Origin of the sequence: Thalassotalea profundi (genome assembly GCF_014653195.1) — a bacterium.
Classification (GTDB): Bacteria; Pseudomonadota; Gammaproteobacteria; order Enterobacterales; family Alteromonadaceae; genus Thalassotalea_B; species Thalassotalea_B profundi.
The window spans coordinates 1-20894 of the sequence record NZ_BNAH01000009.1 but is presented as its reverse complement, the minus strand read 5'-3'; the positions used below and the strand labels follow the sequence as shown (position 1 = coordinate 20894).

The 20894-nt window shown below is 36.3% G+C and carries 15 protein-coding genes and 1 tRNA gene; 7 read left to right on the top strand and 9 right to left on the bottom strand.

Annotation, left to right across the window (positions count from 1 at the left end; translation table 11 throughout):
- Positions 1 to 11 precede the first annotated feature (11 nt).
- On the bottom strand, positions 12 to 1520 hold the full coding sequence (pepA, locus tag IE155_RS11520; RefSeq protein WP_189378408.1) for a leucyl aminopeptidase: 1509 nt from the start codon (positions 1518 to 1520) through the stop codon (positions 12 to 14).
- Between the two features lie 240 nt (positions 1521 to 1760).
- Here pepA and lptF point away from each other — a divergent pair, with 240 nt between their 5' ends.
- The 4 genes from lptF to IE155_RS11500 all read left to right on the top strand — a co-directional run bounded on the left by lptF (position 1761) and on the right by IE155_RS11500 (position 5462).
- Positions 1761 to 2906 carry an LPS export ABC transporter permease LptF gene (lptF, locus tag IE155_RS11515; protein ID WP_189378407.1) on the top strand — a complete coding sequence of 382 codons (1146 nt, stop codon included), beginning with the start codon at positions 1761 to 1763 and terminating at the stop codon, positions 2904 to 2906.
- Complete coding sequence (lptG, locus tag IE155_RS11510) at positions 2903 to 3970, top strand: LPS export ABC transporter permease LptG (protein ID WP_189378406.1); 1068 nt, start codon at positions 2903 to 2905, stop codon at positions 3968 to 3970. The genes lptF and lptG overlap by 4 nt, the downstream gene beginning before the upstream one ends.
- Before the next feature lie 450 nt (positions 3971 to 4420).
- A complete protein-coding gene (locus tag IE155_RS11505; protein WP_189378405.1) occupies positions 4421 to 4801 on the top strand; it encodes a VOC family protein in 381 nt (126 codons plus the stop codon).
- A gap of 37 nt (positions 4802 to 4838) precedes the next feature.
- Entirely contained in the window at positions 4839 to 5462 is a 624-nt protein-coding gene (locus tag IE155_RS11500) for an NUDIX hydrolase (protein ID WP_189378404.1), read from the top strand.
- Positions 5463 to 5504: 42 nt separating this feature from the next.
- Here IE155_RS11500 and IE155_RS11495 read toward each other — a convergent pair whose 3' ends face one another.
- From IE155_RS11495 to IE155_RS11485, 3 genes are all read right to left on the bottom strand, one after another.
- Positions 5505 to 6005: an RDD family protein gene (locus tag IE155_RS11495; protein ID WP_189378403.1), complete on the bottom strand. Its 501-nt coding sequence runs from the start codon at positions 6003 to 6005 to the stop codon at positions 5505 to 5507.
- A gap of 154 nt (positions 6006 to 6159) precedes the next feature.
- Complete coding sequence (locus IE155_RS11490; protein WP_189378402.1) at positions 6160 to 9207, bottom strand: efflux RND transporter permease subunit; 3048 nt, start codon at positions 9205 to 9207, stop codon at positions 6160 to 6162.
- Positions 9208 to 9218: 11 nt separating this feature from the next.
- A complete protein-coding gene (locus tag IE155_RS11485) occupies positions 9219 to 10319 on the bottom strand; it encodes an efflux RND transporter periplasmic adaptor subunit (protein ID WP_189378401.1) in 1101 nt (366 codons plus the stop codon).
- Between the two features lie 152 nt (positions 10320 to 10471).
- Here IE155_RS11485 and IE155_RS11480 point away from each other — a divergent pair, with 152 nt between their 5' ends.
- Together IE155_RS11480 and IE155_RS11475 are read left to right on the top strand one after the other, a co-directional pair.
- On the top strand, positions 10472 to 11092 hold the full coding sequence (locus IE155_RS11480; protein WP_189378400.1) for a TetR/AcrR family transcriptional regulator: 621 nt from the start codon (positions 10472 to 10474) through the stop codon (positions 11090 to 11092).
- Between the two features lie 166 nt (positions 11093 to 11258).
- A tRNA-Leu gene (locus tag IE155_RS11475) sits at positions 11259 to 11343 on the top strand.
- Positions 11344 to 11618: 275 nt separating this feature from the next.
- On the opposite strand, the gene IE155_RS11470 is transcribed toward IE155_RS11475, so the two are convergent.
- The 4 genes from IE155_RS11470 to IE155_RS11455 form a co-directional block, all read right to left on the bottom strand.
- On the bottom strand, positions 11619 to 12080 hold the full coding sequence (locus IE155_RS11470) for an EVE domain-containing protein (RefSeq protein ID WP_189378399.1): 462 nt from the start codon (positions 12078 to 12080) through the stop codon (positions 11619 to 11621).
- A gap of 125 nt (positions 12081 to 12205) precedes the next feature.
- Positions 12206 to 15298 (bottom strand): collagenase, encoded by a 3093-nt coding sequence (locus IE155_RS11465; RefSeq protein ID WP_229817253.1) that lies wholly within the window; start codon positions 15296 to 15298, stop codon positions 12206 to 12208.
- A gap of 304 nt (positions 15299 to 15602) precedes the next feature.
- The gene (locus IE155_RS11460) at positions 15603 to 17861 is read right to left on the bottom strand and encodes a DUF748 domain-containing protein (RefSeq protein WP_189378397.1); all 2259 of its coding nucleotides are present in this window, start codon (positions 17859 to 17861) and stop codon (positions 15603 to 15605) included.
- Positions 17862 to 18093: 232 nt separating this feature from the next.
- The gene (locus tag IE155_RS11455) at positions 18094 to 19107 is read right to left on the bottom strand and encodes a PEP-CTERM sorting domain-containing protein (RefSeq protein ID WP_189378396.1); all 1014 of its coding nucleotides are present in this window, start codon (positions 19105 to 19107) and stop codon (positions 18094 to 18096) included.
- 185 nt (positions 19108 to 19292) lie between these two features.
- On the opposite strand from IE155_RS11455, the gene trhO reads away from it, so the two are divergent.
- Positions 19293 to 20264, top strand: a complete 972-nt coding sequence (gene trhO / locus IE155_RS11450; RefSeq protein ID WP_189378395.1) for an oxygen-dependent tRNA uridine(34) hydroxylase TrhO — start codon at positions 19293 to 19295, stop codon at positions 20262 to 20264.
- A 462-nt stretch (positions 20265 to 20726) separates the two neighbouring features.
- Here trhO and IE155_RS11445 read toward each other — a convergent pair.
- The coding region (locus tag IE155_RS11445; RefSeq protein ID WP_189378394.1) for a tyrosine-type recombinase/integrase at positions 20727 to 20894 on the bottom strand (168 nt) is incomplete at its 5' end.

Genomic DNA, 20894 nt, shown 5'->3' with positions numbered 1-20894 from the left:
CTAGTGTTTGATTATTCGCTTTGTTCAGTACCAGAGCGGTTCAATAAAAATTGTGTCAACATGCTTACAGGTCGGCCTGTTGAGCCTTTATCTTTACCACCACTACGCCATGCGGTGCCGGCGATGTCTAGATGTGCCCAATGATATTTTTTCGTAAACTTTGACAAAAAACAAGCGGCGGTAATTGTTCCTGCACCTCGGCCACCTAAGTTCGTAAAGTCAGCAAAAGGGCTTTCTAATTGTTCATGGTATTCTTCCCATAATGGTAAACGCCATGCTCTATCACCACTTTGGTCTGATGCATTTAATAACTCATGTGCAAGAGGGTTGTGAGTACTGAGTAACCCTGAAGCATGCTTACCTAGTGCAACAATGCAAGCTCCTGTTAAGGTGGCAACATCAACTACTGCTTCAGGCTCAAATCTTTCTACATAAGTTAATGCATCACATAACACTAATCGACCTTCTGCATCGGTATTGAGTACTTCAACGGTTTGACCTGACATGGTGGTTAAAATGTCACCTGGGCGATAGGCATTGCTACCTGGCATATTTTCACAACCAGCAATAATACCAATAACATTAATTGGTAAATTTAGCTCAGCTAAGGCATGCATTGCACCTAAAACGCTAGCAGCGCCACCCATATCATATTTCATTTCGTCCATGCCTTCGGCTGGTTTAATTGAAATTCCACCGGCATCGAACGTAAGACCTTTACCTACTAAAACAATCGGTTTAGCATCAGTATCACTGCCTTGGTAATTAATAACACTCATGAATGATTCATTAACAGAACCTCGACCTACAGCGAGATAAGCGCCCATGCCTAAAGATTCCATTTCTTTTTCATCTACAATCGTAGTGGTAATCTTTTCATAGTCGCTAGCAAGTATTTTTGCTTGTTCAGCTAAATATGCGGGGTTACAAATGTTTGGCGGCATATTAGCAACATCTTTACAGGTGTTAATACCTTCAGATACAGCTAAGCCATGAGCAATAGCACGTTCGCCAATGGGTAATTCACGTCGAGTGGGGACATTAAATACAATTTTACGTAATGGACGACGAGGCTCTTCTTTTCGAGTCTTTAAACTATTAAAACTATATAAGCAGTCTTGTGTTGCTTCAACCGCTTGGCGAACTTTCCAATAGGTATCGCGGCCTTTAACATGTAGTTCAGATAAAAAGCATACGGCTTCCATCGAACCAGTTTCATTTAACGTATTAATTGTTTTACTGATTATTTGGCGATATTGACGTTCATCTAATTCACGTTCTTTACCACAACCGACTAATAAAACACGTTCACTTAAAATGTTGGGCACATGATGAAGTAATAACATTTGCCCCGACTTACCTTCAAGATCTCCGCGTCGAAGTAAGTTACTAATATAACCTTCACTAATTTCATCAAGTTGCTCTGCTATAGCTGAAAGGCGACGAGGTTCAAATACACCTACAACAATACAGGCGCTGCGCTGTTTTTCTGGGCTGCCACTTTTTGCACTGAACTCCATGATTTCTCCTAATTTTGCGTATATTGGGCACTTTTATTAAAAATATCAGTCATAACATGTTTAAATCACTTAATTTAACTTGAGTTTACACTGTATTTTTTTTCGCTAAAGGCTATAATTATAGCCGCACACAGCAATTTTAGCTAAAGGCTTATCAATTATTTTACTTATGAAAACGACAAGTTTACTTAAAAAATGCCTAAATGTCAGAAAAAAACTAAGTTTTTATAGGTATTATTTGTGATTATTTTCCGCTATTTATTAAAAGAAGTAACTAAAGCTCAACTTGCGGTTTTTATGGTTTTGATGACTATTTTTATTAGTCAGAAATTTGTGCGTGTTTTAGATGATGCATCTGAAGGCGGAATCCCCGGTCATATGGTGATGATTTTCATTGGTCTCAAAATTCCGGATTTAGCGGGAATGATGCTACCATTGAGTTTTTTCTTAGGAATTTTGTTAGCCTACGGACGTATTTACGCTGATAACGAAATGACAGTACTACATGCCTGTGGTGTTAGCGAATGGTATACCGTTCGGGTGATGTTAATTTTAGGGATAGTCACTGCGTCTCTAACGGGATTATTTACCTTGTATTTATCGCCACTTGCTTCTGAATATGAATATCAAGTAAAAGAAAAATTATCTGCAGATTCTGGTTTAAGTACTCTTATTGCTGGTCGATTTCAACAGACGGGCAACCAAAAATCGGTCGTATTTATTCATGACAAAAATCGTTCTGATAATAGTTTAGAAAAAGTATTCGTAGCTCAATTACCTGATGAGAATAATAGTACTCATCAAAAAGAAAATATCATCAATTCTAGTATCGTATACGCTCACAAGGGGCAGATCATTGAAGAAGACAGCGGCTCTCAACGGTTAGTACTAAGCGATGGTATTCGTTATCAAAGTGATGCTGAAAATAATGAATTTAGAAAGGTTGCTTTTGGTAAATACTATATTCAGATACAAGATCAAAAAGTCGCACAAAAAAGAAGAAAACTTAGTGCAATACCTACTGAGCAATTATTAAGTAGCGAACAAGCGGATTACCAGTCTGAAATACATTGGCGTATCGCTTTTCCATTAGCTTGCCTAATTTTAACCTTTGTAGCCGTACCTTTGAGTGTGGTTAACCCTCGGCAAGGAAAGTTTGCAAAAATGCTACCAGCACTCCTCTTATTTTTAGGTTACTTTCTATTATTAACCGCATTACGTTCAGCAATTGAGCGAGGAAGTATTCCATCTGTAATTGGTTTATGGCCCATTCATTTTATGGCGCTTGTACTAGGATTAATACTGATTTTTCAAGGTCGTTCAAGCGGTAAGAAATTGCGAGCTAAATTACCTAGCGTTAAAACCTTGAAGAGAAGTACACCATGAAGATATTAGATCTTTATATTGGCCGCATCGTCGCATCAACCACTTTTATTACCTTAGCCGTATTCGTCAGCTTAAGTGGTATTATTAAATTTGTTGAGCAGATGAAAGCTGTGGGAAATGGGAATTATGATTTATCTCATGCCGCATTGTATGTACTTTATGCTGTACCTAGAGATATTGAAATCTTTTTTCCTTGGTCGGCATTAATTGGTGGTTTAATTGGTATTGGCATGCTGGCAAGCAACAGCGAACTAGTGGTGATGCAAGCGGCAGGGCTTTCTCGTTTGAATATTATTAAATCAGTAATGAAAGTTGCAGCAATACTGGTTATTTTGAGTATGTGTATTGGTGAATGGTTAGCACCCACAGGAGAAGCTGCGGCTAGGGAAATAAAAGCTCAGGCACTTTCAGGCGGTAGCTTAATTTCCGCTAAGAATGGTATTTGGGCAAAAGATGGTGATTTTTTTGTACATATTGCTGAAGTTCAAGACAAAGGTACGTTAAAAGGTATACAAATTTATCGCTTTGACTCGCAACTTAAAATGACAAGCTGGCTTTCAGCAGAAAGTGCTCGTTATTTATCAGAGTCATGGCAATTACAGCAAGTGAAAGAAACTTTTGTTTCACAAGATAAAGTAACCACTCAAACCTTGGCTAAAAAAGAGTGGGTTTCAACGCTAACACCAGACAAATTAGGGGTGGTAACTGTGAAGCCTGAATCATTATCCATTCGAGGCTTAATCGATTATTTAGATTACCTTAATGAAAACGGTCAAGACCCAAGCCGATATCAACTCGCTTTTTGGCGTAAGATTGTTCAACCCATTACAGTGGCGGTAATGCTATTACTTGCGTTATCTTATATATTTGGTCCCTTGCGTTCAGTATCTATGGGGGCTCGTATTATGATGGGAGTAGGCACGGGGATTTTATTTTTCTTAACTAACGAAGTATTTGGTTCGTTAAGCTTAGTATATCAATTACCCTCAATATTTGGCGCAATTGCGCCGAGTCTATTATTTGTTAGCATTGCTATTTATTTAATAAAACGAAAAGTTAAATAATAATTAACCGCATCAATCAATGTAAAGAGATAAGTATGAGTATCGTGATAGAAATATTTTCGTGGTTATTCATTGAAACAATCGTTGGTTTTATTTTCTATTCTACGGGCTGCTTACTTTTGAAAGTTCTTACATTCGGTAAGTTTGAAATAGAGTTTAAAGATTTAACTGCTTATAAAGGTCATAAATCTACAAAGGTTAATTTAGCTTGCTTATTAGGAATTGTTTTCTACGTATTTATAATCATATTGATAGCTACTTTAAATAATTAAAATACAAAATTCCTCACTAGGTATAGCCCTTTATTGGATTTTTCTCCCTTAAAGATTAACCTGTTAGCTGCGCTAATGTACGAAATACACTTTGAAGTACCGTTGTATATAAATTGTGTAGCGCTCTATTTATGTTAAGCTAATTTTTATTAGCGCCATAACCACTCAAGGAAATTTCATGAATTTAAATCAAATAACCTTACCGGTAAAAGATATGGTGGTTTCGACAAAATTTTACCGTGACTTAGGCTTTACTCAAATAGTTGATACTCCGCATTATGCGCGCTTTGAATGCCCTGACGGCGATTCAACTTTTTCATTATCATTAGATTCTGAATTTTCGTCAGGCGGGACTGTGATTTACTTCGAACATCAAAAATTAGATGAATTAGTTAATGGATTAAAAGTAAAAGGCTTTGTTTTTGATCAAGAACCCACAGATCAAAGTTACTTATGGCGAGAGGCTATATTACATGATCCATCGGGTAATAAAATCAAACTTTACTGGGCGGGTAATAACCGTCTTAATCCGCCTTGGCGTGTAGAAATTCGTAACTGATAGGCTATTGCCTTAATATCGAAAGTTGGAGTGATTTATGGAAAACAGCTGGTTAGCAAATGCTAAAAAGCTTCAAGCTATTGCTGAAACTGGACTTGTTTATGCTGAAGATAAGTATGACATAGAGCGTTATAGTGAGATTTCTGACATTGCATTAAAGCTTCTTTCTGATTTGGGGAATACCTCGGTTGATGTAATTACAGGGTTGATAAGTGAAGGAAAAAAAGGCTACATAACGCCAAAAGTAGATGTAAGAGGTGCTGTTTTTCAAGATAATAAAGTCCTCTTGGTACAGGAAAAATCAGATGGTTTATGGACCTTACCAGGAGGCTTTGCTGATGTTGGTTTATCTCCAGCAGAAAATATTGAAAAAGAAATATTTGAAGAGGCGGGTATCGCAGTAACAGTGCCTTATTTATATGCGGTTAGGCATAAAGCAAAAGGTGAATATACCCCTGATATTCTTGATTTTTATAAGTTATTTTTTCTCTGTAAAGCTCAAGGTGAGGGGGAATTAAAAGCGGGTCTTGAAACTATGGGAGCCGAGTACTTTAGCTTAGATAATTTACCCGCGCTTTCAAGAGGAAGAACAGTTGAAAGCGATATACATAATGCTTGGAGATTTCATAGCAATGTTAATCAAAAAACCTATTTTGATTAACAAGATTAAGTTTTCAAGTCTCACTCTACTAATAATAAATGATTAAAGTCGGCCACGATTAGCGGCAAGGCTTAATAACACCACTTCAGTATTTGTCACTTTGTCTTGTAAGCTTTGTTTGTTTTTTCTATCAATGATTAGCCAAAAATTACCTATTCCTAACAATGTTGGTAATAAGCGCATAAGAGCCGTTTTTCTTGTGATCAGACTGCCATCTGTATTTTGTAAACGTAAACGCCATGCTTTCATGCCTAATGTTTGTCCACTCTTCACCCAGAAAAACACAAAGAAGTAAGCGACCCAAGCTAAGTTCCAAAGATAAATTAGACTAGAATAAAATAGAGATGACTGTTGAACTTCAATAAGATGTTCATGACCACTCATATCGATTAATCCTAATTTATAAAAAATACCAAAAATAGCAAACCCTACTGCACCGGCTACCATGTAAACAGCCATAGCTAATAAAAAATCATAAACCCAAGAAGCTAACCTTCGAAATAAGCCTGCGCGGGGAAATTGAGTATAGTCAAAAGTAGGCATTAATTGCCCTCAGAAAAGTATCCTTTAATAAGTCATCACAGTTTAACAAAGGTTAGTTAAGGTTAGCAAAGGTTAGAAAAAATTAATCCGAGTGCGTTATAAAAAATAAGGTAACAGCCTAAGTTATTTAATGATTAGGCTGTTACTAGCAGATCTATCTTTTTTGTACTTTATAAAAACTGCAATAGAGTACAGGTACAACTGCGAGGGTTAAAATAGTACCGATACCTAAACCAAAGGCAATCACATTTGCCATGCCATAAAATAATGGATCTTTACCTAAAATCAACGGTAATAAGCCCATTACCGTGGTAATTGTAGTCATTGCTATTGGGCGCAGGCGTGTTAAGCAAGCATCTACGAGTGCTTGGTATTCACTTTTTCCACTTTCAATCTCTATTTTTATCCTATCTATCAATACAATAGCATTATTAATAATTATGCCTGCTAGGCTATATAAGCCAAGCGTTACCATAAAGCCAAATGGGGCTTGCATAACAAGTAGTCCTATTACCGCACCAATAAAAGAAAGTGGAATAGTTAACGTGATAACTGCTGCTTTTCTAAAGGAATTAAACTGGGCGACTAATAAAATTAAAATAAAACCTAATACCATTGGCATACTTGCACTTAACGCTTTCTGGGCGGCTTTAGACTCTTTGATTGCGCCATCGTATTCAATCAGATGGTTAACAGGTAAGTCAGCAGCTAGTGCTTGAATTTCATCATCAATAATACCTTGTAAGTCTTCAGCAGCCATATTGTTATTTCGTGCTTCGATACTTATGGTTCTAAACATATCTTCATGGTGTATTACGGCAAACTGGTTAACTGGTTGAAAAGTTGCTACTTGAAATAAAGGAACTGCTTTGCCTGTTTTATTCGAATATACGTTAAGCGTACGTAAGCGGTCTAAATTATGGCGTTCAACTTCTTCAGCTCTTAAGATAACTGGAATAATTTCATCTTCTTCCCTGAACTGAGTTATTTCAGCACCTGAAAAATAGGTTTGCAAAGCATCCGCAATTTCCGTTGAGGTAAGACCGGCTCTTTTTGCACGATGTTGGTCAATTTTTACATCAATTTTAACAATTAAATTTTCCCAATCATTTCGTATATCAATAGTGTTGGGCACTTTATGAAGTAAATCCATAATTTGCTGGGCTTTTTGATAAATTACGTTTTTATCAGGGCCTTTAACTTGAATTTTGATGGTTTTAGCATCAGAAGGCCCTAAGAACATTTTCTTCACACGTGCAGATATATTAGGAAATTCAGCCTCTAGTTGCTTATCGAGCTCCAGCACTCTTTTGGTTATGTCTGTACCTTCAACTACATTGAGGACAATAAAACCTTTATTGTGCGCAGGGTCTTCCGGATTTAAAGACAAAACAAAACGCGGGCCATTAAAACCAACGTAGCCCGAATAGTTATCAATGAAATTGAACTTGTCTTTATTGTCTAGCCATTTGAAAATTTCTTTCATTTGACGATCGGTTTCACGCGATGATGTACCGTTGGGTAGATCAATATACATGAGAATTTGAGTACGGTCAGATTCAGGGAAAAATTGCTTAGCGACGAATTTCATTGAACCAATAGAGCCAATAAATAACACCAATATTAAGCTCATAAATAAAAGCTTATATCTTAGTACCCAATGTAAAAATTTTTCATAAATTCGGTAAATTTTATCTAATACCGACTCTTTTTGTTTTTCTTTTGTTGAAGGTTTAATAAAGTAATAACAAAGAAGAGGAGTAACCGATAAGGCTAAAACCCAACTACTAAGTAACGTTATTAATATCACTAATGAAATTGAACGGGTATATTCACCTGCAACATGTTCGGCAAGCATGAGGGGTAAAAAGAATAGAATAGTGGTTATAGAAGAGCTAAGTAATGGAACCGCAAGTTCTCGGCAACCCTCTATCATTGCATTATAGCGACTAATACCGTCTTCAATTCTACGTTTAAAGTCTTCGGCAATTACAATTCCATTATCAACAAGCAAGCCTAATGAAATTATTAGAGTGGCTAGACTCATACGCTCTAATTTCATGCCAAAAAACAACATAAAAGATAGTGTCGTTAACATAACAAATGGCACTATTGCACCAACAATTAACCCTGTTCTTACCCCTAAAAATAAAACAACTACAATTAAAACAATAGCTAATGTTTGTAATACATTAGTTGAAACGCCTTTAACGGTTTTGTCTACCTGATCAGCTTGGTAAGTTGCAATATCAAGCTGATAACCGATAGGTAATGTTGCGGTAATATGTTCTAGTTTACTTTTAACTCGCGGAGCATATTCTAAAATATTATTTCTTGAAAGCATTGAAATAGCGAAGAAAATAGCAGGCTTACCATTAAAGTAAGCGAGTTTGTCAGGTGGATCGATATAATCACGTTTAATACTGAGTATATCTTTTAAGGCAATAAAATCTTCAGAATTTGGAATGTTAATATGAGTGTTAGCAATATCTGAGACATTGTTGAAATTGCCAGAGGGCTCAACAATAAAGCTTTTAGCGCCTGTATCTATTTCGCCACCTGAACGAATAATATTTTGATTTTTTAGTTCGTTAATTAACTCATTAGGGGAAATACCTAATTGAGACAGTCGAGCATTCGATGCTTCAAGATATATTCGCTCGTCTAATTGCCCTAATATTTCTATTTTTTTAGTACCTTCTACTGTATATAACGTATCTCGAATATGCTGTGCAATATCGTACATCGCACTCATATCAAAACCATCTGCCGTTAATGCTAAGGTAACAACTGATACATCGCCAAATTGATCATTAACAAAAGGCTCGCTTGTACCTGTTGGCATATTACTATGAGCTGCACTGGCTTTATTTCGAACATCCTGCCAGATTTGGTCCAAATTAAAATAGCGATCATAAATTTTTACATGAATAGTAGAAGCGCCAGAGGTTGAAAGTGAACGTATTTCTTTCACTTCAGGAATTTTACGTATTTCTTCTTCTAATTTTTTAGTGATGAGTTGCTCTACTCGCTCCGGTGACATACCTGGAAAATAAGTACCTACAATTGCTTCTCTGATGGTGATGGTAGGATCTTCTTGAGCGGGCAATGTAAAATAAGCAAATACCCCGTTAATGAGTAATAAGGCAACAATTAAAAAAACTGTTTTTTGATACTTAAAGGAGATCTGGGTTAAGTTCATTGATCTATCCTTTAATTAAAACGTTGTGTTTTTTGATCTAATAAAGTGACTTTTTGTCCATCCCTTAAAAAGGCTACACCAGCAGTCGCAACAACCTCCCCACTTTTTAAACCTGAAGAAATAAAGGCAATATTATTAAGTACATTTTCAGTTTGTACTTCACGTTGATGCACCGTTTGAGTTTGGGGATTATAAACATAAGTATATGTTTTTTGATTAATACCGGCACGTAATGCGGAGAAAGGTACCGCCACTGTTACGCCGGTATAGCCTGTTTGGCCAACACCTTCGAACGTAAAATCAACTTCTGCCGTCATGCCAGCACGAAGCATGGGGTTATCTTCTTGTAAAATCACCGTTACAGGAAAAGCATTGGCTGTTTCTGCACGTGTGCCTATTTCTGTAATTCGTCCTTGCATTTCAACACGCGCTAATACAGGGAAACGAATAGGAAGAATGGTATCTTTTTTCAACTCTCGAATTAATGTCTCTGGCACCATAACATGTACTTCTAAACCGTGATTGCCTTCTATTTCGAATGCACCTTGGCCTGCACTGATCTGTTGAGAGGGTTCAATTAAACGCTTAGTAATTATTCCTTTGTAGGGAGCACGTAATGTACTGTCTTGTAAATTCTTATTGGCAATATCAACTTGTGCTTGCGCGACGCCTACAGCACTTTTACTTGAATCAAAGCTTGCTTGTGCGTTGTCATAAACTGACTGTGAAACTAAACCTTGCTTTATTAATTGGCTGTATCTTTCGAAAGAGCTCTTTGCTTCTGATAGAGCTGAATTAGCTTTATCTAATTGGGCTTGGGCAGACTGCAAACTTAAATCGAAATTGCGATGGTTTAATTGTGACAATATTTGACCTTTCTCAACAGCATCTCCTAATCTAACGTCAACAGTTTCAACTTTCCCCGACACTTCAAAACTTAATTGGGTGGCTTCAACAGGAGCAACTATCCCTGACAAAGTACGTAATTGCTTAATCGTTGATTCTGAAACTTCTACCCAAGCGATAGGGCGTATTGCTTTTTCAGCTGTAACGGCTTGCTCGCTACAAGCGTTTAACATAAAGGTAAACAGCAAAATAAATAGAATGCGCATAAAAGTCCTAATTAAAAAGTTAACAGCGTCGTTAAAGTGTAGTCAAAAATTTGATGAAAAATTTAAATATAACAATTGGTACTACTTAGTACCTGAGTATTTTGGTACTATGTAGTACCTAAGTCAACAAATATTAGTGTATAGACGCAAAAATGAACAGTTGCAACGCTCTATGTAAAAATGAATTAAGTGCCAGAGGAAAGTTGATCCTTGAGGTCTCACAAAAGTTATTTCTCAAAAAAGGCTATGATGAAACCTCGCTTGAAATGATTATCAGTGAAGCTGGTGGATCGCGTCGTTCTATTTATAACGAATTTGGTAATAAGAAAGGCTTGCTGTTAGCTGTAATGCAACAACAAGTAAACATTCAAATAAATATCATAGCGTCAATCAATTACGAGCTAACGCCTGCCCAAGCACTTAAAGATATGGCAATACGCTTTGTACAAGGCCTTTTGTCTGACACGTTAATATCATTATATCGACTAGCCATACAGGTTGTACCTAAAATGCCTGAGGTAGGCGAGCTAATATATGAAAGCGGACCATTGAGCGGTATTACACCATTAAGTGACTATTTAGCATATTTGAATAATAAAGGTGACTTGGCTATAGATGACTGTAGTTACGCCGCATTTATGCTGATAGCCATGATCAAAGATCGCTTACACTTTAAAGCGGCATTGATACCTAATGTTAAAATTACCGATCAAGAGATTACTGAGCATATCAACACTTCAGTAGACTTATTTATTAAAGCTTATAAACCCTAATGTTTTATATTTAAATTATTGAAAAATACAGTTAGCCATGTAAGTAGTAGTTAAGCGCATAAATAATCATCAGTTAGCTGAGAAATTAAGAAAAACTATTGCACAAGCAACGATATCTCGTATAATGCCAGCCTCTTCAAACAGCTTTGTTTGTAGTCACTGTGTCGCCGGAGTGGTGGAATTGGTAGACACGACGGATTCAAAATCCGTTGCTTTCGAGCGTGACGGTTCAAGTCCGTCCTCCGGTACCATTTCTTGATAATTAAGATTTATCAAGCCTTACAAACCGACATGATGTCGGTTTTTTTGTGCCTGAACTCTGTCATTGTTCAAACAGCATTACTTCAAAATTATATTTTAAGAGATTGAGTTTTTATTGTGCGGAGAATAAAAGTACTTCCAAAACGCAAGCGGTTTATCAATTTAACCCTAGTTTTTGTCTATAACGGTAGTACGTGATGAAGTGTAAATTAACTCACCTTATCCTTGGGTAGTATGTAATCAATAAACAGTTTGGCCTATAGGTTTATTTATAAATCTTTTCTATCAATTTCCAATGTTCTTCTGAAACGGGCATGACAGAGAGGCGATTACCTTTTTTTAACAGCGGAAAGCTTTGTAGTTGAGGTATTTCTTTCAAGGAAGATAGTGTAATTAGTGGTGTTATTTTTTGTTTAAATGCAATTTGAACTGCAAACCAACGCGGTGATACTTGTGTAGACTTTTCATCGTAATATTTACTTTCAACGTTAAATTGAAATGGGTCAGGAAAAGCAGCTTTAACAACAGTCGCTATGCCTGCGATACCTAGATTTTTACAACTTGAATGGTATATAAATACTAAATCGTTTTCTTTTATGTGATCGCGTAAAAAGTTACGTGCTTGATAGTTTCGAATACCTTCCCAGCATTCACCTTTTTCCCCGCGTTTTTCTAGGTCATCGATGTTAAATTCATCAGGCTCTGTTTTAAATAACCAATAATTCATTTTTATAAATTGTTTAGGAACATATTTTTATTCTAGGTGTCATCTTTTTAAAATGCTATGTATAAATCAAAAAGGTGTAACGTTATTAGCGTTACACCTTCAATAGATCAATACTATTTTATTTTTTAACGGCAACCCGCTGTATCAAAATCTACTACGAGTGCGGCACCAGCTGACGCCCCAGATACTTTAATATAGCCCCAGTAATGACTAAGATTTGTTAAATATATACATTCATCATTTCCTGCATTATTTGAAGAACCTTGTATATTACTGCTATTTGGCCATCCTAGGTTGCTAAACTCAATAGCTAAATCGCCTGTGCCATGGGCTGTAGATATTGCGATACTGTTGTGATTATTTACCTCGGCAATATGTAGCCAAGTTGTGTTAGTTTGACCTAAGCAAATTGTTGTATCATCAAATACTTCACCATTTGATTGGGCTCCTTGAATTTCACATGCATCAATAACATTACTTACTGGAGCTACTGCTTCAATTATTGCTGTTGTGCTTGAAGTTTCAGTTAAGCCTTCATTGTCTGTAATGCTTAAACTTACGTTATAAGTATTAGCTGTTGCATAAACATGAGTAGGATTTTCTAGAGTACTTGTGGTGCCATCTCCAAAACTCCAATGGAATGATGAAATACTACCATCTGGATCATAACTACCTGTACTGTTAAATGCTACTGCAACCCCTTCATCACCAGAGTATGGACCATTTATGTATACTACGGGAGCTACATTGGGTGTGGTTTGCGCCTCATCAAAGCTGGCGGTTAAGGTTACTCCAGAGAAGGTGTTATAGGCTTTTAGGTTGATAAACCAAGTACCTTCAGCGGGGGTTGCTATGGTACAAGTTTCTATATTGCCGCCGATATATGGTCGGCATGTATAATTGTTATCACTTGGCGCAGATCCTTGTTGTACATATAAATCAGCATCGCCGGAACCACCACTGATGTTAATAACTAAGTTGCTGGCATTTGTGGGCACATTAATAAAGAAAGTATCCGTAGTTTGACCGATGTTAGCAGTTAAATTGCTTTTAGTGCCACCATTTAGAATTTCTAGGCTTGGCTCTGCGGAAATTATGACATCTGCAGAAGCTACTGCCGTAGCGCCTTGGTCGTCTGTAACGGTTAATGTTGCGGTATAACTATTGGCTACTGAATAACTATGTGTAGGATTTGCTAGGGTACTTGATGTACCATCACCAAAGTCCCAATGATAATTAACGATACTACCGTCAGTATCGATAGAGCCATTACTATTAAACGTTATTGTGCTATCAATTTCTGCGGTATAAGGGCCATTTGCATTGGCTGTTGGCGCATTATTATTGTCAGAGCCGCCACCTGAACTTGTGACAGTTTGTGTCCAATTAGTGAATTCAGTGCCGTAATCACTTGCCCATCTATTGATACGTGTTTTGTAGGCTGACCAATCACCAGCACGTGTTTCGCCTATCATAGATTTAACTTCATCAAAGTGATTTTCAAACATAAAGCGAACGGCTAAATAGCCCCAGCGATATATTCTGTCTTGGTCAAAACCATCATATGTTGTTTCAAAAATAGTGCTTAAGGTATAAGTTGAACCGTCATGAATGGTATCTATTGCGGCTTGGTTATCATTTTTATTTGCCACATATTCAGCAACACCTTCCGCCCACCAAACGACTTCTTCTGTTGGCGAATTAAAACTTCCAAATAAATTAAATCGTCCATCTAGGTAATGCACATATTCATGCTCAAGATTCCAAACATAATGAGGAGCATCAGCGTAAGAAGCCTCATAAGCGACAAAATTTGGAACGTTACCAACAACTGACGGATCTCCTTCTAAATACATACCACCGTTATTGGTGTCAATATTGAATATAGGGCCTGCGTATTTGCCATAATCTTCAGAGCTGTTGAAGATATTAATATGTAACTGCGTATTATTGTCACCAGGAATAGGGATGTTGCCCGACTCGGTTTTTGTATGGAAATAAGTTTCTTGTGCGCTTAAAGTGGTACAAGCAGAAGCTTGCTGAGTTGGCGTTAGGTCTTGAGATAGAATTTTAAGTGTCGGACTACACACATGAGTTTGTGATAAGGCTAATGCTTTAAGTTCAACATCATAGTCACAGATATTGTAAGTAGAGCAGTTGGCGTAGTAGGTTGCCGTATCTGCTGCCCCTAACCAAACAGCATCACCATTACCATACTTAACATAAGATGAAAAAATAGCATTTAAGCCAGCATCAACGGTTGCTTGAATAGCTGTACCATATTGGGACATTTTCAATCGACCTAGCTCACGTGCTGCGTTGGCGATTAAAAACTCAGAGTCGCTATTTATCATCCATGTTTGTTGAGTAAAGTTATTTAAGCGACTTACTAGTGTAGTATCCGTTGCTACAAGCGACACAAAATTTGCATTGTATTGACCGCGAAATAAAATGGTAAAAATATTATTTACGGCGCCGCGCATATTCCATTTATCAGCATAGCTTTGATCCCAACGGCTTAACCATTCTTTTACTATTGGCAAATAAACATCTTGTTGCTCTGAGCTATCCATTGTGATCAGCACTTCAGATAATGTCTTACCATGAGCATCATTGTTTTGATAAAAGTTAGCATTATTGACAAATGCATCAATGGCGCTTTTTACGGCAGGCTTTACCCACGATACAAAACTAACGTTGTCATTATAAAACTCAACGTAGTAGCCTGCACGTAGGTATAAAAATAAGCCTTCAATATCGGTGTCTCCACCACCAGCGTAATTTGTCGATAGAGTTTTTACATGATTTGCGACTGCAAACATATTGTTTGAGGTGTAAGTTGACGCTTGGATATTTGATGAGGCTGAAAATAGCTCATTAATACAATTAGGACCTTGTAACTTTAGTTCGTTTATGAGTGATGTACTATTTGATGTTGCAAAGGCATTAACGTCACAACTTGTTGCTACAGCATTTGCGATACTTACTTTGTTTTTAATGTGTTTCGAATGTGTGAATGTTTGAGTTGGTGTAGGCAGTGTAATTCGATCTTTACTTGGGGCTCTAATGTTAATTTTTTTATTAGGTACACCGTGATGATCAATTACTTCTCTATTTGATGTTTGAGGTGGTTTAGGTGTTTTTTGCATTTGTTCTGCGTAGGTATTTGCACCTACCATAAGCAAACAAGTTGCTACGAGTAAATTATTAATTTTCATAACTACCTTCATTATTTTTTTATGTGGTATTCCATTAGGTTAATGCTTTGACTAATGACGAATATTTCAACTTAAATAATTTTAAGTAACATAAAGTTAACATAAAAGTCACAATGTATACAATATATGGTATTTTATTTAAGCGTGTTTTGCTGATAAATTGTTCATTTTTAAGGTGATAAAGTTAAAGTTTTTTCTTTAAAATGATTAAAAAAATCAGAGATTACTGATTTAAGTGGAGGGTTAAACAAAAAAAAGGACCTGTAATAGCGGGTCCTTTTTTACGGCATAATTGAAGTGTTTGTTAAGTTGAAAAGCTAAGTCTTGGTTTAGCTTTAATACTTGAATCGATACTTGGTGAGCATGAAATTAAACGAGACGTTTCTATGTTGTATTGCTGATTCATTAGGCTTTTGAAGTGATTAAAACGTTGCATTGAAATTTTGTTCAGTTGCTCTATTTGCTCTGGCTCAGTTACTTTAGCACCACTTTTTAAATTGATATCATCAGGAACCGCTATTGGACAAATAGTCACATGTGTATCTGGCTTATCAATTAGTAGTTGCGCAAATTGCGATAAATAAGCATTATCTTCAACGCTGGGCTCAACCTGCTTAGCTATATAGCTTAAGTCATTAAAGCGTACTTTCAAGATGGCATCTGCAGCTGTCATTGCAATTGAAACAACATTGGCATAAGGCACAAAGGTTTGCATTAAATAGTCTTTGGCCGCCATCATAGAAGCTTTTTTCACTAAAAAAGTCGTTAAACTAATTAAGCCAAATTCGGGAGAATTAACATCTCCGGCTAAAGGGAATGATAGTTCTACATTGCCGCTACTGTCTTTTAACATATCTAAAGCGATGTTTAGTGGCATGCTTGCTGTAGTGTTAACCGCGTTATGAGCATCAGCTATTTTAGTTGAAAACTCTATATGGCGAATTAAAATGTCAGCATTACCAGACAAATTACCATCATTAATTTCCGTATCAATATCTAAATTGAACTGGCCGCTTTTTATTTCATGCTTAAGTGCATCTTTTATATAAGGTGAAATAGATGATAGATCAATTTCGTTAATATAACCTTTAACGCTGTAACTGGGCTTTTCAGCGAATAACTTATTAACACTTGTTACGTTAAATTTCTCATGCTCGTCACCGTAACCTGCTACGGTTAAACGTGTTTCTTGATTGGGTTGATGAGTATCAACAGGGCCAACTTTTAGCGTGTCGATAGTATAGTTACGCTTATAGTTAGGCTTTATGCTGGCATCAACTAATTTAATTCTTGCAGGGGTACTAAAATTTAATTGGTTGAGTACAAAGCGGTATTGGTTTTCATTAGACGTTGATGTTGGCTTATTATTTTTTTGAACATCGGAGTTAGCTTGTGTTAACGCACTATCATCAGGGTTTTTATTTACCTCAATTATTTCATCATTATTTATAAATGCTTGAACAGGGTTTAAATTATCAATATTTTTAGTGTCTGAAATATAGGTGTCTATTGATAATCCGCCGACAGAGACAGAGTCGATCGCTGTTTTACGGTCACTAATATTTACATCAATTAACTGTGTTTGATCGATATGTAATAGTGGCGGTAAATCAGTATTGAGTTCGTCAGAGATAATAATTTTATTAATATCTATGCTTGGTAGAGCTATTAATGGGCTTGTTTGTGTTTGATCAATATTAATTACTGGCAAAGATATACTACGAACACTTGCGAGTAACTGTTGTTTATTTTGATGATTAGTTAAAGCTAATCGATTAAGTGAAAATTGCCCTTGGCCTGATAACTCTACCTCACTTGCTTCATTTAAGTTAAGCTCCAGTTCTTTAGCATAAAACTCTTGTTGATCAATTGATAACAGAATGTTGTCGTGCACAAATTCAAGTTGTTCTATTTTTACTTGGGAATTTTTTAATCCTAGCTTTGTTTGATTATCAATAAGATGTATTTTTTGTTGTCCACTTAAGGTGACTAACCCTGATTTTAATTGATTAGTTTCAGGTAACCACGGGCTAAAAAGCGACAGGTCGAGAGCCATTAAATCTATTTCATTTTCAACTACACCTTGCTGAGCAATAAGGTCAAACTTGCCGGAAAGGTTGATAATTGCTTCTTGAAGTTTTCCACTGAGTTGGAATTGCCCTGATTGTTTTTGGTTATCTATTGCGATATTTTTTGTATTGAAATAAGTGGCGATAAATTCAAGTTTTTTACCATCACTTTCATAACCGACTTTAGCATTTTGTAACTTGAGTAAAGGTAAGATAATTTCATAGTTAAATGGTTCAGCGGATGTTGATTCTCCAGCCTGTGTATCAGGATCGTTAGTTATAGAAAAGCCGGCTATTTCTTCTCGGTTTTTGTCTTGTCTTACTTTTATAAATAAGCCATCTAGGTCAAATTGTTTAATATAAATACGATCAAATAATAATTGATATAGGCTAATACCTAGCTCAAGCTCTTTAATTGCAATAACGATGTTTTTATTTTTTGTAATAACAAAGTTTTCAACACTGAGTTTTGATAGAAATGGGTTATAACGCACATGACTCTGTCCGCCTAAAACTAAAGCGTTTGGGGTGAGTTGCTTTTGAATAAAGTAGTTAGAAATTTGCGGTGAAAACAACCAAACTAAAATGAATACAACAAAAACAAAAGCAATTAAATACTTTGCCGTTTTAAGAAAAATATTAATAACGCTACCACTAAATCTACCAATTAAAAGTTAATTTTAACCGAAATTAATGGTGATGAATATGCTTTTACTTGATGAGATATCAAAAATTATTATTGAGTAACAATCTTCTTTTTGATGTATAAAGTAAAAGCAATGCAAGAAACAAGAGCGCCATTGAACTTGGCTCTGGCACCGAAATAAAAGGGTATAAGAACTGGCGTATGCCATATTCATCATTTGATAAAGGAATAGGATTGTTGATGGGGTTCGTCGCTGAGATACCAAGACCATAAGACTCCATTAAAATATTAACCCCATCAGCTTGTGGCGTGTTACCCACATTGTACATTTTTAGAGGTGATTCTGCAGGGTTAAATACATTTACAGACGATGCCCATGAGTTGTTTAATGATGCCGCTGTACCGTCATAATTGTCGTCAATAAACCTTGTATTAAATACATCTACATCGCCAAAGCCTAACGCGTGTCCTATTTCATGCGTAAGCAAGCGGAAGAATAAGTCTATATCGTAAATGGCGCCTGGGTTACTGTTTAATGAAATATCAGCACCAATAATAGCGCTTGAACCCGCGTAATTTTTTGTTCCGGATGTTAAATCTACGGTACTTCCTAAAGTGCTAAACCAACTTTCGCCTTGTCTATTTGTATTGCCTTCATTCCAAAAGTAAGCATCTGTTTTTGCTAAAAGGTCGATTTCTGCACCAGCGCGATTAATTTGTCCGTTACCACGAAAGTCACCGACAACTGCGGTATCTAAATCGGCGACAAACCGTAAGTTAGTGCCTAAGCCTGAGATGGGGTCAACTGTGGTCCAAACATCGAATGCACTTTGTACGGTGTAAGTAAACGCGTTCACGGTTGGTTGTTCATTCCAACTAAACATATCACGATAAGCTTCAAAAGACCCACCTTGTACAGAATAACGTAAGCCGCCAGCTAGTGAGCGTTCACCTACGCCAAAAACTTCACGTTCACTTGCGTCCCATCGGGAGCCTCCAGATAAACCGTTATTATTGAAAATTACACCAGCGATTGACGAAGTCATAAAAAGAAAATTTGCAGTAACTAATAATAAAAATGATATGGCTTTCATATTGATCATCCTTAATGTGTGAAGGTGTAAATAGAACCTTCATTTAAGTGTAGTAAACAATCTTGAATATAAAAGATGTTTTGATTAAAAATTGAACAGTAAATAATGAAGAAGTTTGCTAGAATATGCGGCTATTTTAATCTACAGCACCATATTTGCGATATGGTTAGTTCAATGGGTAAGTTATGAATCAAGTGACAGTATGCGCACTTTATAAGTTTGTGCGTTTAGATAATTTTCAAAAAATTAAAGAACCTTTATTAAAACATATGCTAGAAAATGAGGTTAAAGGTACCTTATTAATTGCTAATGAAGGTATTAATGGCACTATTGCAGGTAGTGCTAAAGGTATTGAGTCGGTATTAAACTATCTCCAACAAGACAGTCGTCTTAATGAAATTTCATGTAAATACTCATACCATAAAGATAATCCATTTCAGCGTACTAAAGTTAAATTGAAAAAAGAAATTGTCACTATGGGCGTTGAGGGAATAGACCCTAACCAAGTGGTAGGCACTTATGTTAAACCAAGTGAATGGAACGCATTAATTTCTGATCCTGAAGTGTTATTAGTAGATACGCGTAATGACTATGAAATTGAAATAGGCACATTTAAAAATGCCATTAATCCGAATACAGAAAGCTTTCGAGAGTTCCCAGAATACGTAAAAAATAACTTAGATAAAACGCAACATAAAAAAGTTGCTATGTATTGTACAGGTGGTATTCGTTGCGAAAAATCAACCGCTTACTTGAAAGAGCAAGGCTTTGAAGAAGTATACCATTTAGAAGGCGGTATTTTAAAATACTTAGAAGAAGTGCCTGAAAGTGAGACATTATGGCAAGGTGAATGCTTTGTTTTCGACGGTCGCGTTGCGGTTAATCATAACTTAGAACAAGGTGAATATGATCAATGCTTTGCTTGTCGTTATCCTATTACCGAGCAAGATAAAGCAAGTGAGCACTATATTAAAGGTGTCAGTTGTCCTAAATGTCATGACAAAATGACCGATGAGCAGAAATCACGGTTTGCAGAGCGCGAACGTCAAATTGAGTTAGCTAAGCAACGGGGCGATATTCATATTGGCGGTGAAGTTAAAGATATTATTGAACAACGTCGCGTTGAAAAAAAGCAAAGTAAAGTGATAGAAAAGTAACAACACTCGCTACAACTTACTTTTATCTAAAGTCTTTAATGTAATGTTAAGGGCTTTTTTTATATCCTAAAATTTGGATTAGTCAGTACCTTATTTCACAAATACTCCAATTAGAGTTTGATCAAATCTGATATGCAGCAATATGCCACAAGAAGAAGTTGGCTACTTAATTTTAAAAAGGCAGCTTTGATACGAACGGACGTTAGCCTTGGCTTATCTAGCGACATTTTAACCGATACAAATCAGCCCTGCATTTGATAAGAGAATTGTACTAAATTCAATCAAAAAACTGTAAAATCAAGAATTATAATTTGATTCAAAAATACCAAAGCGGTCATTATATTAATATGATTTTAGACATTAAATTTGTATGGTTTTATGGCGCAATGGGGCACAAACCGCCATAGAGCATATGGGTGTTTTGTATCAATGAAAAAAATTAGGTACTTTGTAATGTTCGAGTTATCTATCAATTGGGCTTAAGGTTCCTGAAGAATGCTGGCCAACGACATGAGTATATATTTGTGTAGTCTTTAAATCATTATGTCCAAGGAGTTCTTGAACTGTTCTAATATCAGCCCCATTTAATAGCAATTGGGTTGCGAATGAGTGCCTAAACGTATGCGCAGT

Bases quoted from the DNA above. Each gene is read 5' to 3' on its own strand.
- pepA (WP_189378408.1), bottom strand. From the start codon at position 1,520: ATGGAGTTCAGTGCAAAAAGTGGCAGCCCAGAAAAACAGCGCAGCGCC.
- lptG (WP_189378406.1), top strand. From the start codon at position 2,903: ATGAAGATATTAGATCTTTATATTGGCCGCATCGTCGCATCAACCACT.
- IE155_RS11505 (WP_189378405.1), top strand. From the start codon at position 4,421: ATGAATTTAAATCAAATAACCTTACCGGTAAAAGATATGGTGGTTTCG.
- IE155_RS11500 (WP_189378404.1), top strand. From the start codon at position 4,839: ATGGAAAACAGCTGGTTAGCAAATGCTAAAAAGCTTCAAGCTATTGCT.
- IE155_RS11495 (WP_189378403.1), bottom strand. From the start codon at position 6,005: ATGCCTACTTTTGACTATACTCAATTTCCCCGCGCAGGCTTATTTCGA.
- IE155_RS11490 (WP_189378402.1), bottom strand. From the start codon at position 9,207: ATGAACTTAACCCAGATCTCCTTTAAGTATCAAAAAACAGTTTTTTTA.
- IE155_RS11485 (WP_189378401.1), bottom strand. From the start codon at position 10,319: ATGCGCATTCTATTTATTTTGCTGTTTACCTTTATGTTAAACGCTTGT.
- IE155_RS11480 (WP_189378400.1), top strand. From the start codon at position 10,472: ATGAACAGTTGCAACGCTCTATGTAAAAATGAATTAAGTGCCAGAGGA.
- IE155_RS11470 (WP_189378399.1), bottom strand. From the start codon at position 12,080: ATGAATTATTGGTTATTTAAAACAGAGCCTGATGAATTTAACATCGAT.
- IE155_RS11465 (WP_229817253.1), bottom strand. From the start codon at position 15,298: ATGAAAATTAATAATTTACTCGTAGCAACTTGTTTGCTTATGGTAGGT.
- IE155_RS11455 (WP_189378396.1), bottom strand. From the start codon at position 19,107: ATGAAAGCCATATCATTTTTATTATTAGTTACTGCAAATTTTCTTTTT.
- trhO (WP_189378395.1), top strand. From the start codon at position 19,293: ATGAATCAAGTGACAGTATGCGCACTTTATAAGTTTGTGCGTTTAGAT.